This window comes from Holophagales bacterium (assembly GCA_016719485.1).
Lineage (GTDB): Bacteria > Acidobacteriota > Thermoanaerobaculia > UBA5066 > UBA5066 > UBA5066.
Map to the genome: position 1 here is coordinate 93895 of JADJZB010000011.1, position 15319 is coordinate 109213.

A 15319-nucleotide genomic window follows, 5' to 3' on the forward strand; every position below is an offset into this window, starting at 1 on the left:
TGCACCTCCGGTGTCGGCCGGAGATCGTATCGGGAGACGAGCCGGAAGGGGAGTGCGCTGCACGCCGGACGTGCGAGGTGGGTTCAGCCCTGCGGAGGGGCCGGCCTCGCGCGCATCGTCCGGGAGACGCGCCAGCGGATCCGGAAGAGGGCGGCGAACGCCTCCAGCCCTCCGCCGAGACCGACGCGGGTGTCCGGGGAGTTGAACCAGAGGACCGGGACCTCCGCGATCCGGTAGCCGAGGCGTCTTGCGAGCAGGAGCGCCTCGACGTCGAACGCGAATCGATCGACGGTGGCGCGCGAGAAGACTTCCCCGGCCGCGTCCCGGCTGAAGAGCTTGAAGCCGCACTGGGTATCGCGGATGCCGGAGACGACGAGGAGCCGGACGAGGAGGTTGAAGAGCTTTCCGCTCGCAACCCGGAAGAGCGACTGCCGTTCCTTCACGAGGGTCGCGTCGACGCCCCGGGAGCCGATGGCCACCGGCGCGCCCGCCGCCAGGAGCTTGTCGACCTCCTCGATGGGCGTCGAAAGGTCGGCGTCGGTCACGAGGACGTGCTCGCCTGAGGCCGCGAGAACGCCGGCCCGGACGGCGGCCCCCTTTCCGCGGTTCTGGGGCAGGCGGATCACGCGGAAGGTGAGTCCGAGGCCGGCTGCGGTCTTTTCTGCCGTCGCGGCCGTCCGGTCCGAGGAGCCGTCGTCGACGACGATGACCTCGGACGGCAGAGCCGGCGTACGGGACCCGAGCCAGTCGGCGATCCGCGCGAGGGCGACGGGAAGCCGCTTCTCCTCGTTGTAGGCGGGAATGACGAGAGAGAGGGCCGGGAACGTCATCACGGCGAGCCTCGCTTCGTAGACGATCTGGTATCCGAACATCCCCGGCCAGGCGGCCGCGAGGAGCCTCGCGGCGGTCCGGGCCGGACCGGCGAGCGGGGGTCTGCCGAGCGCGGGCAGGGCCAGCTCGAATGGCATCGCTGTCGGAGTCTCTCCGATAACGGCGAAGCCGTGCCGCTCGAGGAGCTCCCGGCCGGTCCGGCGGGTGAAGAAGCGCAGGTGGGTCCGGTCGAGGATGCCGCGGTCCGAAAGCGGAAACCGTCCGAAGAGGAGCCCGAACCGGACGGTGACGTTCGCGACGTTCGGAAGCGACACGAGGAGGAGCCCCCCGGGCTTGAGGAGTGGACGGAAGCGTGCGAGCGCGAGCCCCGGCTCGGGAAGGTGCTCCAGGATGTCTCCCGCGACGACGACGTCGAAGGGCTCCCTCCAGGGCCCGCCGAGACCGGAGACGACGTCGTCGACGACGGGTTCGTCGAAGAAGCCGGCCCCTTCCCTGGCGGCGTCGGGATCCAGCTCGATTCCGGCGAGGTAGCGGCAGCGGGAACGAATCCTCCGTGCGAGATGTCCCGCTCCGAAGCCCACGTCGAGCACGGCGAGGCCTTCTCCGAGCGCGTTGATCCTCGAGAGAAGGACGTCGTGGGACGAGCCCGGGATCTCCTTCCACGGGTACCGCGGACCTTCCAGCGCTCCCGTGTCGCTCACGCCTTCGAGACCTGCGCGATCGGGATGCGGCGGCCGCTCCCGAACGCCTTCGTCGAAACTTTCAGCCCGGGAGCGGCCTGCTGCCGCTTGTACTCGGCCCGGTCGATCTGCCGCGCGATTCCGGCGGCGAGGGCCTCGGGCGCTCCCGTCTCCCGGGCGACTGCGGCAGGGGTCCGGTTCCTCTCCACGAGGCCCTCGAGTACGCGATCGAGGAGCTCGTAGGGTGGGAGCGAATCCTGGTCGGTCTGTCCGGGCCGCAGCTCGGCGGAAGGGGCCTTGTCGAGCGTCGACGCCGGGATGACTTCGCGCCCGGCCCGGCGGTTCAGATGCCGGGAGAGCGCGTAGACGCGCATCTTCGGAAGGTCGGAGATCGGCGCGAGCCCGCCGGCCATGTCGCCGTAGAGGGTGCAGTAGCCGACGGCCAGCTCGCTCTTGTTCCCCGTCGTCAGAAGGAGAGGCCCGAGCTTGTTCGAGAAGGCCATCAGGAGCATCCCGCGGATGCGGGCCTGGATGTTCTCCTCGGTCACGTCCTCCGGGCGTCCGGCGAAGAGAGGGGCGAGCGCAGCCTTTGCGGCGGCGACGAGCGGCTCGATCGGTACGACCTCGAGGCGGATGCCGAGGGCCCGGGCGAGCGCCCGCGCGTCGGTGACGGAGCCCTCCGAGGAGTAGCGCGACGGGAGGGCGAGCCCGGTGACGTTGTCCGCGCCGAGGGCGTCCACGGCGAGCGCGCCGACGAGCGCCGAGTCGATGCCACCCGAGAGGCCGACGACGGCGGTCCGGAACCCGCACTTTCGGGCGTAGTCGCGGATGCCGAGGACGAGGGCGCGGCGGAGGGACTCGAGCGGCTCGTCTTCGGCGTCGTCGGGAAGGTCCGCCGGTTCCGAGCCGGTGACCGGCGCGACGTTGCTCTCGTCGAGGTCGACGACGACGAAGTCCTCCTCGAAGAGAGCGGCCCGGGCCCGGACGCGTCCCCGCCCGTCGAGCGCCATCGACCCGCCGTCGAAGACGAGCTCGTCGTTGCCGCCGACGAGGTTCACGTAGGCGACGGGGACGCCGCCGTCGCGGGCGAGCCGCGAGAGCATCCGCCGCCGCAGCCGGGGCTTTCCCTCGGAGAAAGGAGAGGCCGAGACGTTGACGATCAGGTCGGCCCCGCGCGCGAGGAGCGTCTCCCCGGGATCGTCGCGATACAGGCGGCGCTGGCGGAAGAAGTCCTTGTCGTTCCAGAGGTCCTCGCAGATCGTCAGGCCGATCCTCCGGCCGGCGAGCCGGACGAGGGTCGGGGTCTCGGCCGGTTCGAAGTGCCGGACTTCGTCGAAGACGTCGTAGGCGGGGAGGAGGCACTTCCTCGCGACGGCGGCGACGCGCCCGTTGCGCAGGAGGACCGCCGCGTTGAAGAGGGGCTTTCCGGTCCTGGAGGGATTCGGGAGGAACGTCCCGGCGAGCAGGGCGGTCTTCCCGGCGCGTCGCGCGAGCTCGCCGAGGACGCGGGCCGCCTCGGCCTGGAACGAGGGGCGGTCGAGAAGGTCTCTCGCCGGGTAGCCGCAGAGCGCCATCTCCGGGACGAGGAGGAGATCTGCCCGGGCGGCCTCGGCCTCCCGCCAGAGGTTCTCGATCTTCGCGGCGTTACCAGCGAAGTCGCCGATCGTGGCGTTCATCTGGCCGAGGGCGAGCCGCATCGGGCGGATGGTAACGCCCACTCTCCGCCGGCTCAGCGGGCCGGGACCAGGGTGGTGCCGGAAACGAGGTCGGACAGGGTCCGTCCCCTCCGGTCGAAGGCGGCCACGAGGAGGGGAACGCCCGCGAGCGCTCCCGTCAACAGGGCTCCCACGAAACGGAGAGACGCGGCCGCGAGGGTCGGCGATCCGCCGTCGGCGGCCGCAACGCGAAGGTCGGCGAGCGCCATTCCGGGAGTGGCGCCCCAGACGAACGGCACGAGGACGAGGAGGACGAGCGCGGCCAGGAAAAGGAACGCGCCGAGGCCGAGAAGCGCGGCGGGAGGGAACCGCAGCTCGAGGAGAATCGCTCCCGCGGCCAGCTCGAGGGCGCCGAAGAGGGCGAGGATGACGACGTCGGCGAGACCGGCGGCGAAACGCCGTGCGAACGCGACGGACACCTCGGCGTCCGGCTCGTCCACGATCTCCCCGGGCTCGTCGACGTCCGCGGCGGCCAACGACGCGGATGGCGGAGACGTCGGCTGCGGGTCGGAGCCGGCTGATACCGGGGAGGGCGAGAGCGGCGCCTCGGAGACGTCGGGGAAGAGGCTCAGCGTCTTCCCTCGGCCCTTGGCCTGGGGAGAGGGCTCACCTCCGAGCGGGTGCTCGGCGAGCGGGTCGTGGCCTTTCTCGCTCATCGACCCACGCTCACGGCCGTGGGGAGGCGTGCTTGACGTAGATGCGCGCGAGCAGGTCGTCGGTTCCCCCTGCGTACCGCCGCGAGAACTTCAGGTGCCTCTGGGTCTCCACGTCATCCGGACGAAGAGCGGCCGCCTCGCGGAAAGCCTCTGCGGCCTTCTTCGTGCCCCCCGATTGCAGGTTCAGGATCCCGTCGTTGAAATAGCTCTTGAAGAGGTACTCCTCCACGTCCTGGTTCTTCGGGTCCTGCTTGCGCAGGTCCCAGAGGAGCCGGAGGGCGCTCTCGTAGTCCTGCTCGTTGTAGGAACGGATCGCCGAGCCCAGGGCCGAGACCGAATCGCGGGCGCGCGCGAGCGCCTGGCTCGCCTCGGTGTCGTCGGGCCGGGCCTTGACCACGAGGTCGAGGGCCTTCACGGCGTCGATGTAACGGCCGGAGGAAAGGCTGGCGAGGCCCGCCACCCTGGCCTCGTCGACCTGGGCGTCGCTCACGGCGGCGCCGGTCGCCGGACGCGGCTCGGCCGACGACTTGAACTGGTCGAGCAGGACGAGTGCCTGGTCGTGGCGCGGGTCGCTGGACGGTATCGCCGTCAGGATGCCGAGGGCCTCGTCGACCTTCCCCTGCTTGAACAGGGCCTGCGCCTTCTCGAGCGGGTCCTGCTGGGCCGGGGCCGGCGAGACGGGCGCCTCGACGGTGCCGGAGGCCGGGGCGTCGGCCTTCGGCTTGAACACGAACCACGCGGCCACGGCGACGCCGACGAGCACCAGCGCCGCCAGTCCGATCAGGACCCGTCCGTCGATTCCGCCGGCGCGGGCCGGAGTGGCGCCTTCGCGCCGGCTCGCGCCGGTCCCGGCTGCCGAGCGGCCAGCGTCCGCGCCAGGCTCCCCGAGAAGCGGGAGGTCGTCTGCGAAGGACGGCCGGACGGGCGACTCGAGCTCGTCGCCCATGTACGGCGTGTCGGAGAGGGACGTCTCGGGAGACAGGGACGAGCTCGCGGAGGGCACGTCGAGGACGGCGTCGATCTGGTTGAGGTAGTTCCGCGCCGTTGCGTCCGACTCCGAGAGGGTCAGTACCTTGAGGAAGGCGTCGCGCGCCGCCGGGAGGTCTCCTGCCTCGTAGCGCTGAACGCCCTCGCTGAGGAGGACGTCGAGCTGGCGAGCGGCCTCGCTCTGCTTCTCGCGGGCCGCGTCGATGCGCCGGGACGCCTCTTCGTTCGAGAGGTCGATCAGGAAGACGCGGCTCCAGAGGTCGATGGCCTCCTGCAGGTGGCCCCGGGCCGCAGCGTCGTCCCCCTGCCGGAGGAACTGGGAGATCCGCGGGTCTACGGAGGCGACCGGGCCCGGAGCGGGCGACTGGTCGGTGAAAGAGGGGGGCGAGGCTGACGCAAAGGGGTCGGCGGGAGGCGCCAGGGAGGCGAAGGGCTCGGACGGGGAGCCCGACAGGGAGCCCGAAAGGGAGAACGCGTCCGCTGGAGGGGTGGGCGAATCAAAAGGGTCGCCTGCGGAGGTGGGCGCCTCGGAGAACGAGAGCTCTGGAGCGGACCCGCCGAAGGAGTCGGCTCCCTGAGCGTCGAAACCGAAAGAGGGGGAGGAGAACGGCGCAGCCTCCGCGGGGGGCGGGGCGGCGGGTGCGGCCGGTGCCGCCGGCGCGAATGGGTTGGGGCCGAGATCCTCGAAACCGAGGTCGTCGAGGCCAGAGCCGCTGGACCCGAACGGATCGGGGGCTGGAGGAGGAGCCGCGGGGACGGCCCAGCCGGCGGCCGGCGTCGCGGGACCGGTGGCCGGTATCGCCGTCGGGGCGGGCGCTGCAGGCGCACGCGCCGGCGCCGGCGCGGAGCCGAAGGCGTCGAAATCCGCGAGGTCGATGACGGTTCCCCCGGCGATGCCTCGAAGGGACGCCAGGAGGCGCCGGGCGGGTGCGAACCGCGGGTCCATCTTCAGGATGAAGTCGCAACCCAGCAGCGCGTCCTCGTTCCGGCCCGTCCGCGCCATGTCGAGCGTGTGACGGAACGTCTGGAGAACCTTCTCGCGGGCCTCGGCGGAGAGGGAGGGACTCCCCTGGTAGGAAACGGGCTCGGGCATGGGAACCTCTCGAACTCAGCGTAACAAGCCGTCATTCCGGCGGCAAGCGCCGCGCGCTCCCCGCGATAAGATCCCCGATCCCGATGCGGGGAGGGTGTCCGATGACGACTCTGATCGAATGTATCCCGAACGTCAGCGAAGGGCGCCGCCCGGAGGTGGTCGCGGCCATCCGAAACGCCGCCGTTTCGGCGGGCCCGGGGGTCCTCCTTCTCGACTGGACGTCCGATGCCGACCACAACCGCTCCGTCCTGACGTTCCTCGGGGACGGACCGGCCCTCGTCCGGGCAATGGAAGCGATGGTCGCCGAGGCGCTCCTCCACGTCGACCTGACGAAGCACGAGGGGGCACACCCGCGGCTCGGGGCCGTGGACGTCATCCCGTTCGTTCCGATCCGTGGCGCAACCGCCGCCGACTGCGTCGCTCTCGCCAAGGAGCTCGGCGCCCGGCTCGCCGGGAAGCACGGCCTGCCGATCTACCTCTACGAGGACGCCGCCACGAGCGAGGCGCGCCGCAACCTGGCTACGGTCCGCAAGGGGGAGTTCGAGGGCCTCGCCGAAAAGATGAAGAGCCCCGAGTGGAAGCCCGACTTCGGTCCGGACGCGCCGCACCCGACCGGGGGGGCGACGGTCGTCGGGGCGCGCTCCCCCCTCGTCGCCTACAACATCAACCTCGGAACGGCGGACCTCTCGATCGCGGACCGGATCGCGAAGTCGATCCGCCACCTCTCCGGGGGATACCGGTTCGTGAAGGCCATGGGGGTCAAGCTGGAAGCCCGCGGCATCGTCCAGGTCTCGATCAACATGACCAACACCGAGAAGACGCCCCTTCACCGCGTCTTCGAGACGGTGCGATCCGAGGCCGAGCGCTTCGGCGTCCCGGTCGTCGGCTCCGAGATCATCGGCCTCGTCCCGCAGGCGGCGCTCGTCGGCGCCGCCGAGCACTACCTTCGGCTCGAGTCGCCCGCCTCGTCGCAGGTCCTCGAGAACAAGCTGCTCGACGTCGCCCTCGCGGCGAAGGAGTAGGAGCCCGTCACTTCCTTCGCTTCGCGGGCATCTCGCGCCCGCCCTGCCGGAGGACCAGCTCGTTCACCTTGCCGTCGGCTCCCTTCACGAACGTGATCCTCGCGTCGACGACCTTCAGGAAGAACTCCGTTTCGGACGCCGGGAAGACCTCGAACTCCTGCTGGCCGGTGGCCTGCGTCAGGAGCCGGGCTCCGTCGCGCCGGACGGTCAGGACGAACCCCGGCGCGAGCTCGTACTCCCCGGCGTAGAGGTCGTAGAGCGCGGGGTCGACCTTCACCTCCGCCGGGGCGGACGGGACGTCCCCCTCCCGGACGCCACGCTCGGGCCCGTCGGCCCCATCGGGGAAGAAGAGGACCTCCTTCGCCCTGCCGTCGGGACCCGCGACGAACTGCAGGCGCGTGAGCGAGCCCTCGTAGAAGAATTCGGTCTCCGACGACGGTTTCACCTCGAGACGCGGCCCGCCCGAGCGCTGCGAGTAGATCTTCCCCCCCTCGACGGTCACCGTCCGTGTCGTCTGCGGGTCGAAGCGGTAGACGCCCGTCCAGCGCGCCAGGACCCCCGGGGCGACCGCGACGGGGGCCTGCTCCGGGAACGGCTTGCCGATGAGGAGGGCGGCGATCTTCTTTCCGAGCATTCCCGGGTCGGCCTTCGGGCTGTCGCTGTTGGCGAGGACGGCGACGTAGACCTTCTCGTCCGGGAGCCGTATGCCGTACGTCGAGAAGCCGAAGATCCCTCCCCCGTGCGCGATGGCGCGGGCGCCCCGCAGGGTCGAGATGCCCCATCCGTATCCGTAGTGCGTCGGCTTGCCGTCGCGCGTCACGGCCGGCGTCCAGGCCTTCTCGAGCGACGCCTTCTTCACGAGCTTCTCCGTGTAGAGGGCGGCGTCCCAGGCGGCGAGGTCGTCGACGGTCGAGACGAGCGCGCCCGCCGAGTAGGGCTGGGACATGCTCAGGTACCGGGCGTTGAAGACCGTCTCGCCGTCGCGCGTGTAGCCGGCGGCTCTCTTCGGGAGAATCGGACCCTCGGCGCCGTAGGCCGTCGCCTTCATTCCGAGCGGCATGAAGATCCGTTTCGCGACGAACTCGGCGTACGTCGTTCCCGAGGCCTTCTCGATCACCGCGCCCAGGAGGACGTAGCCGGAGTTGTTGTACTCCCAGCGCTCTCCCGGCGCGAAGTCCATCGGCTCGGACTTGAAGGCGTCGATGAGCTGGGCCGGTGTGAGGTCCGCCTGGATCTTCGTTCCCATGTAGCCGGGGATGCCGGTGTAGCTCCGGATCCCCGACGTGTGGTTCAGGAGGTGCTCCACGGTGATCACGTGCCCGTGCGTCGGGTAGTCCGGGAGGAACTTCGTGATCGGGTCGGAGAGGGCGAGCTTCCCCTCCTCCGCGAGCATCAGGACCGCGGTCGCCGTGAACTGCTTCGTGATCGAACCGAGGCGGAGGACGGAATCGGGCGCGAGCGGGACCCCGAGCTCGAGGTTCGCCATCCCGTAGGCCTTCCGGAAGACGGTCTTGCCGTCCTTCACGGCGATGACGACGGCGCCGGGTCCGCTGGGGGGAATTGCCTTCGCGAGCATCGCGTCGATCGCCTCGGCGGTCGTCGCGGGCCTGGCGGCGGGCGCGGGGGCGGCCGCGGACAGGAGGAGCGTCTGGAGGGCGAGCGCCGGGGCGACGCGCCAGGGATTGGGGATCATCGGGATACCTCCGTCCAGTACGGCGTCTCGAGGCCGATGTCTCTCTGCGAGACGAAGCCCTCTTTTCCGCCGGTTCTCTCGTAGTGCCGGAGCGCGGCGAAGACGTGCCTGCCTCCGACCAGGATGATCGGGACGTTGGCGGAGGCGACGAGGATGTTCACGAGGTCGGTGACGTACCAGATGTTGCCGAGCTGCAGGTCGGCGAGGACCGTCAGGACGCCGAACGGCACGAAGAAGAGGGCGCCGACGGAGCGGAGGCCCATGATGAAGCGCGGCTTCCTCGAGATCATGTTCGCGCTGATCTCGGCGAAGACGATCATCCCGATCAGCGTCGTGAACGCGAACAGGGCATAGCTGACGGAGAGCAGGCCCTGGACCGTCGCGTCCAGTCCGGTGCCCGGGGTGAGGTGGCGGGCCGAGGACATGAAGACGACGAGCTTGTCGTGCTTCGTCGCCTCCCAGTCGAACACCCCGGGGACCATCCAGAGACGGGCCATGACCGTCACGAAGCCCGCCATCGAGCAGATGACGACCGTGTCGAAGAAGACGCCCATCGACTGGACGAGTCCCTGTTCGACCGGGTGCCGGTTGTCGGCGGCGGCGGCGGCCATCGTGATCGTCCCCTGGCCCGCCTCGTTCACCATGAGCCCGCGCTTGATCCCCTGCTGGAGGGCGATGCCGAAGCTCCCTCCGAAGATGGCCTCCGGCGAGAAGGCCCCGGCGAACACCGACCCGAAGAAGTACGGGACGACCCGCCAGTTGACGACGACGAGGATGAGAACGACCCCGCAGTAGAGAACCGCCATGAACGGCACGCAGAGATCCGTGAAGCGGATGACGCGCTTCAGGCCTCCGAGGACGAGCGAGGCGACCGAGACGACGAGGGCGGCGCCGATCGCGTAGTAGACCGCGGACGTCCTGCCGTAGGCCGTCCCGGCGATCGTGCTCGCGACCGAGCCGAGCGCCGTGAAGAGGTGGAACGTCTGGCTCGGGACGTTCAGGAGGGCGTACGTGATGAAGAGCGTCGCGAGCGTGACACCGACCCATCGCCGGTTCCCCAGGACCTTCATGCCGTAGAACGGCAGGCCGCCGAGGAACTCGCTCTCCTTCTTCTCCTTGAAGAGCTGCGCGAGCGTCGCCTCGACGAGGGCGGTGGCCATGCCGAAGACCCCCGCGACCCACATCCAGAAGAGCGCCCCCGGGCCCCCGACGGTCACCGCGCCGGTGACGCCCATGATGTTTCCGGGACCGGCACGCATCGCCGAGCTGAGCATGAAGGCGGCGAAGGGGCTGATGCCGGTCTCCGACGCCTTCCGGTCCATGACGATCCGCACGCTCTCTCCGAACCGCCGCAGCTGGACCGCGCCCGTCCGGACCGTGAACCAGACGCCCGTCCCGAGGAGCATGAGCATCGCGAGCGAGAACTGCCCGAGGACCGGGATCGCCGCCCACGCCGTGACGTTCTTCGGGAAGTCCCACAGGAGGTCCGAGACCGGGACGAAGAAGGCGAAGAGGTTGTTGACGACCTCGAAGATGTGGTTCATCAGCCCCTTTCCGTGCACGCGTCCCGAGCAGGGTTTCCGGTCTCGGGGGTTTCCGCCCCGGCGTCATTCTCCGTCAGCCGGACAGCTCGGCCCAGCGCGCGTAGAGCCGGTCGACCTCGGCCTGCGCTTCGTCGATCTCCCGCGCGAGGGCGACGAGCCGGGGACCGTCGCTGACGACCTCGGGCCGGTGGCACTCGACCTTCAGCGCCTCGAGCTTCTCCTCGGCCGTCAGGATCCTCGGCTCGATCCCCCCCAGCTCGCGCTGCTCGAGATAGCCGAGCCGGCGCTTGCCGGGCTTTTCCACGGGAGCCGCCGCGTCCGTCGCGGCTTCCCGTTTCGCGTCGCGTTCCTTCGTCGCCTTCGCCACCGCCGCGGCCTGCGTGCCTTCGCGCCGCTCCCTCCGCCACCGTTCCCACTGGTCGAGGCCGACGAGCGTCGTGACGCCGCTGCCCCCTTCCGGGTCGAAGGCGAGGAGCGAATCGGTGGCGCGGTCGAGGAACGCGCGGTCGTGCGATACGAGGAGCAGGGCGCCGGGGAAGTCGGAAAGGCTCTCCTCGAGGACGTTCAGCGTCGCGAGGTCGAGGTCGTTCGTCGGCTCGTCCAGGACGAGGAGCTGGGCGGGGCTCAGCATGAGCCGCGCCACGAGGAGGCGGCTCTGCTCGCCGCCCGACAGGCGCGAGACCTTCATCTCCGCCTGCTCCGGCGAGAAGAGGAAGCGGTCGAGCCAGCTGCGGACGTGGATGAAGCGCCCGCGGTACTCCACCTGGTCCCCGTCGGGGCAGACCGTCTCCTTCACCGTCGCGTCCGGGTCGAGCGAATCGCGCCCCTGCTCGAAGAGGGCGACCGACACGCCGTCGGCCCGCGTCACGGTTCCCGTGTCGGGCCGCTCGGACCCGAGAAGGACGCGCAGGAGCGTCGACTTGCCGCAGCCGTTCGGGCCGATGAGGCCGATCCGGCTCCCCGGCCGGAGGAGGAGGTCGAGGCCCGCGAAGAGCGTCCGTTCACCGTAGGTCTTCGAGATCCCCTCGGCCACGAGGAGACGTTTCGGGGCTCGGCCCGCGCCCGCGAAGTCGATCTTCGCCGTCCGCGCCACGTTCCGCTCGGCGATCGTCTCGATCTCGTCGCCGAGGGCCTCGGCGCGCTCGATGCGGGCCTTCTGCTTCGTGGCCCGCGCCTTCGGGCCGCGCCTCAGCCACTCCGTCTCGCGCCGGAGGACGTTTCTGAGCGACGACTCGCGGCTTTCCTGGGCGGCGAGGAGCGACTCCTTCGCCTCGAGCCACTTCTCGAAGCCTCCGGGCACCGAGAGGAGGCCGCCGGGGTTGCGCCGGTCGAGCTCGAGGATCCGCGTCGCGACGCGGGTGAGGAAGAGCCGGTCGTGGGTCACCGTCACCGTGGCGAAGGGGGCGCGCGCGAGCAGCTCCTCGAGCCAGACGATGCTCTCCACGTCGAGGTGGTTCGTCGGTTCGTCGAGGAGAAGGAGGTCGGGCTGCCGCACCAGCTCGCGCGCGAGGGCGACGCGCTTCTTCTGGCCTCCCGAGAGCGTCGCCACGAGGCTGTCGGGCCCGATCCCCCCCGTCGTCAGAGAGAGCTTCGCGAGCGCCTCGTCGGTCTTCAGCTCCGCTTCCCACGCCACGTCCTCGCCGTGAGAGACGTGGGCCTGAGCCCCCTCGAGGACGACGGACCTCACCGTCGCGCCCTGGGCGAAGCTCGGGATCTGGGGGACGAGGCCGACGGAGACGCCTCCCTGGAAGATGACGGTCCCGTCGTCGGGCGGCGTCTCCTGGGCGAGGACCGCAAGGAGCGTCGACTTCCCCGCGCCGTTCGGCCCGATCAGGCCGATACGCTCGTCCCGCTCGATCCCGAAGGAGAGGGCGGAGAAGAGGGTCCGGGCGCCGAACGCCTTCGAGAGGCGCTGCGCGGCGACGAGCGGCGGCACGGGGCGACCTTAGCAGAGGGGGGGGCGGGCCGGTGCCCGCTGGCGGGCGGGGAGAGTTCCGGGCTTTACGAAAGCCCAGGGAGCGTCGTATACGCTGTGGGCAGGGCGCGGCCGATCGCGCCGCAAGGAGACCACCCATGATCAAGGCCCTCGGCTACGGCGCCACCGCCGCCACCGCTCCCCTCGACCGCCTCGAAATCAACCGCCGCGACCCCGGTCCGAAGGACGTGAGGATCGACATCCTCTGGTGCGGCATCTGCCACTCCGACCTCCACACGGTCCGCAACGAGTGGCACGGGACGACCTACCCCTGCATCCCGGGGCACGAGATCGTCGGCCGCGTCTCGGCCGTCGGCGCCGAGGTGAAGGGCTTCAAGGTCGGCGATACCGCCGGCGTCGGCTGCATGGTCGACTCCTGCCGCACCTGCCCCGACTGCAAGGACGGCATGGAGCAGTTCTGCCGCAAGGGGGCGATCTTCACCTACAACAGCCCCGACGCGCACCTCGGCGGGATGACGTACGGCGGCTACACGAACGTCGTCGTCGTCGACGAGTCCTTCGTCCTCCGCATTCCCGACGGTCTCGACCCGGCGGGCGCCGCGCCGCTCCTCTGCGCCGGCATCACGACCTACTCCCCGCTGCGCCACTGGGGCGCCGGCCCCGGCAAGAAGGTCGGCGTCGTCGGCCTCGGCGGCCTCGGCCACATGGGCGTCAAGCTCGCGCACGCGATGGGTGCGCACGTCGTCCTCTTCACGACGTCGGCCGGGAAGGCCGCGGACGCGAAGAAGCTCGGTGCCGACGAGGTCGTCCTCTCGAAGGACGAGGCCGCGATGAAGCCGCACGCGGGGAGCTTCCACTTCATCCTCGACACCGTCGCGGCCCCGCACAACCTCGACGCCTACACCTCGCTCCTCGGCCGCGACGGCACGCTCTGCCTCGTCGGCGCGCCGGAGCTCCCGCACCCGTCTCCCGCCGTCTTCAACCTCATCTTCGGGCGCAAGAGCATCGCCGGCTCCCTCATCGGCGGCATCGCCGAAACGCAGGAGATGCTCGACTTCTGCGCCGCCAAGAAGACGCCCGCCGAGATCGAGATCATCCCGGTCCAGAAGGTGAACGAGGCCTACGAGCGGATGCTGAAGTCGGACGTGAAGTACCGCTTCGTCATCGACATGTCCACGCTGAAGTAGCGCGCCCGATCGCCGCCGCTCCTCCCCGGAGCGGCGGCGCCTCTCCCGAGGGAGGAGAATCGCGGCATGCCGCACCTCGTCCTGGAGTACTCGGGCAACGTTCCCGACCACCCCGATTTCCGGCGCGTCCTCCTCGACCTGCACGACGCGCTCGTGGCCTCGGCCCTCTTCGAGAGGAAAGACATCAAGAGCCGCGCCGTGAGGCACGACGTCTTCGCCGTCGCCGACGGGGAGGAAGACAGGGCCTTCGTGGCTCTCTCCATCGCGATCCTCGACGGTCGCCCGGACGAGGAGAAGGCGGCGCTCTCCGAGGCCGTGCTCGAGGTCCTCCAGCGTGCCTTCCCGACGCTCGTGGCGGGAGGGCGCGGGGCGATCAGCGTGGAGATCCGCGACCTGCACCGGGCGAGCTACCGCAGGGTGCGCGTCCGGGAGGGGTGAGCGGGACGGCTCCTCAGAGCAGCTCGAGGATCCGTTCCCGCGGCGGGATGCCGCCGAGCTCGGCCGCGGTCGTTCCCCACGCCACCGCCGTCACGAGCGCCGTCTCCATCGAAGCTCCATTGGCGAGCGCATGGACGAGCCCGGCGGCGAAGACGTCGCCGGCCCCCGTGCTGTCGACGGTGGCCACGTCCCGGGCCGGCACGTGGAAGCGGCGATCGGCCGCGTGCGCCTCGGCTCCGCCGGCCCCGCGCGTCACGACCATCCAGGTCAGCGTTTCGCCCGCCGCCCTCCGTCCCGTCTCCCACGGTGCGAGACGCCCTTCGTCCGGCAGGTCCGCCGCGGAGGCGACGAGGACGTGCGCGGGGCGGACGCCCGGGCCGTACGGCGGTACGTGCGCCACGACGAGGGCCGAGGCGAGCCGGGCGGCGAGGATCGACGCGAGGTCGATCTCGCGGCTCCTCACGTAGATCACGTCGGCCGGGAGTGTCCGGAGCCGCCGGGGCGGGCCCTCCTCGCGGCAGCGGTGGAGGTTCACGACCGTCCGTTCGCCGTCGGGCTCGACGAGGACGAGAGAGCGCGTGCTGGGGCCCGCGCGGCGCATCACCTGGGCCGTGTCGACTCCCGCCTCCGAGAGCCGCGCGAGGATCGTGCTCCCTTCCGGGTCGGTGCCGACGGCGGAGACGACGGTCACCGCATGCCCGGCGAAGGCGAGGGGGATCGCCGTGTTCGCCGCGCCGCCGCCCACGCGGCGACCCCGCTCGCGGCCGTCGAGGTGCGCCCCCGCGCGCAGCGGCTGACGCAGCGCGACGATCTCGTCGATGGAGACGGACCCGACGACGGTGATGCGAGCCATGGTAGGAGAGGCTATCCCTTCGGCTTGGGCGGGTCAGGCCGACCCGGCGGGACGGCGGCGAAAAAGTGCTTGCGTCGCGCCCGGTCTTACGCTTTACTTGCGCCTCACGTGAAGGAGGTCCCCATGAGCAGCCGAACGAACGGCATCGCCACGTCTCTTCTCCCGGAGTTCGACCTCGAGATGGCCAACACCCGCAAGGTGCTCGAGCGGGTCCCCGAGGCCGATTTCGCCTGGAGGCCCCACGCGAAGTCGTTTTCGATGGGCGAGCTCGCCGGGCACGTCGCCAGCATCCCGGGGTGGATGACCTCGACCCTCGTGGACGACGCGTTCGACGTCAGTCCCGGCGGCGTGCCGGCTTCGTTTCCGAAAGCCGCTACTGTGAAGGAGGCCGTCGCGATGTTCGACGAGGGGGTCCCGGCGGCGCGGGCCGCTCTGGAGGCGGCCAGCGACGCCGCGTTCCTGGAGAGCTGGTCTCTTCTCGCGAGCGGCGAGCCCCTCTTCACGATGCCGCGCGTCGCGGTCGTGAGGAGCTTCGTGATGAACCACCTGATCCACCACCGGGCGCAGCTCTGCGTCTACCTTCGCCTGAAGGACGTTCCCGTTCCGGCTCTCTACGGCCCCTCGGCGGACGAGCAGGGCTGAATCCCGGCTGAGACCTGCCGGGCCGGTGCTCCCGAGCGCCGG

The 15319-nt window shown here is 70.7% G+C and carries 12 protein-coding genes; 4 read left to right on the forward strand and 8 right to left on the reverse strand.

Features of this window, described 5'->3' with window-relative positions; all coding sequences use genetic code 11:
- Positions 1-83: 83 nt before the first annotated feature.
- From IPN03_09270 to IPN03_09285, 4 genes are read right to left on the reverse strand one after another with little or no spacing between them, the layout of a single operon-like run.
- Positions 84-1532 (reverse strand): glycosyltransferase, encoded by a 1449-nt coding sequence (locus IPN03_09270; protein ID MBK9373902.1) that lies wholly within the window; start codon positions 1530-1532, stop codon positions 84-86.
- Complete coding sequence (locus tag IPN03_09275) at positions 1529-3208, reverse strand: NAD+ synthase (protein MBK9373903.1); 1680 nt, start codon at positions 3206-3208, stop codon at positions 1529-1531. Before IPN03_09275 ends, IPN03_09270 begins: the two co-directional genes overlap by 4 nt.
- A 32-nt stretch (positions 3209-3240) precedes the next feature.
- The gene (locus tag IPN03_09280) at positions 3241-3882 is read right to left on the reverse strand and encodes an RDD family protein (protein MBK9373904.1); all 642 of its coding nucleotides are present in this window, start codon (positions 3880-3882) and stop codon (positions 3241-3243) included.
- Between the two features lie 10 nt (positions 3883-3892).
- Complete coding sequence (locus tag IPN03_09285; GenBank protein ID MBK9373905.1) at positions 3893-5962, reverse strand: hypothetical protein; 2070 nt, start codon at positions 5960-5962, stop codon at positions 3893-3895.
- 101 nt (positions 5963-6063) lie between these two features.
- On the opposite strand from IPN03_09285, the gene ftcD reads away from it, so the two are divergent.
- On the forward strand, positions 6064-6984 hold the full coding sequence (ftcD, locus tag IPN03_09290) for a glutamate formimidoyltransferase (protein MBK9373906.1): 921 nt from the start codon (positions 6064-6066) through the stop codon (positions 6982-6984).
- A gap of 7 nt (positions 6985-6991) precedes the next feature.
- Here ftcD and IPN03_09295 read toward each other — a convergent pair whose 3' ends face one another.
- The 3 genes from IPN03_09295 to IPN03_09305 all read right to left on the reverse strand — a co-directional run bounded on the left by IPN03_09295 (position 6992) and on the right by IPN03_09305 (position 12157).
- The gene (locus IPN03_09295) at positions 6992-8677 is read right to left on the reverse strand and encodes a serine hydrolase (GenBank protein ID MBK9373907.1); all 1686 of its coding nucleotides are present in this window, start codon (positions 8675-8677) and stop codon (positions 6992-6994) included.
- The gene (locus IPN03_09300; protein MBK9373908.1) at positions 8674-10221 is read right to left on the reverse strand and encodes an amino acid carrier protein; all 1548 of its coding nucleotides are present in this window, start codon (positions 10219-10221) and stop codon (positions 8674-8676) included. The genes IPN03_09295 and IPN03_09300 overlap by 4 nt, the downstream gene beginning before the upstream one ends.
- A gap of 73 nt (positions 10222-10294) precedes the next feature.
- Entirely contained in the window at positions 10295-12157 is a 1863-nt protein-coding gene (locus tag IPN03_09305) for an ABC-F family ATP-binding cassette domain-containing protein (protein ID MBK9373909.1), read from the reverse strand.
- Positions 12158-12294: 137 nt separating this feature from the next.
- On the opposite strand from IPN03_09305, the gene IPN03_09310 reads away from it, so the two are divergent.
- Positions 12295-13344, forward strand: a complete 1050-nt coding sequence (locus IPN03_09310) for an NAD(P)-dependent alcohol dehydrogenase (GenBank protein MBK9373910.1) — start codon at positions 12295-12297, stop codon at positions 13342-13344.
- Between the two features lie 66 nt (positions 13345-13410).
- Complete coding sequence (locus IPN03_09315; GenBank protein MBK9373911.1) at positions 13411-13782, forward strand: 5-carboxymethyl-2-hydroxymuconate Delta-isomerase; 372 nt, start codon at positions 13411-13413, stop codon at positions 13780-13782.
- A 13-nt stretch (positions 13783-13795) separates the two neighbouring features.
- On the opposite strand, the gene IPN03_09320 is transcribed toward IPN03_09315, so the two are convergent.
- Positions 13796-14635, reverse strand: coding sequence for a carbohydrate kinase (locus IPN03_09320; GenBank protein ID MBK9373912.1), 840 nt, complete (start codon positions 14633-14635; stop codon positions 13796-13798).
- 123 nt (positions 14636-14758) lie between these two features.
- On the opposite strand from IPN03_09320, the gene IPN03_09325 reads away from it, so the two are divergent.
- Positions 14759-15277, forward strand: a complete 519-nt coding sequence (locus tag IPN03_09325) for a DinB family protein (GenBank protein MBK9373913.1) — start codon at positions 14759-14761, stop codon at positions 15275-15277.
- The last annotated feature ends 42 nt before the right edge of the window (positions 15278-15319 follow it).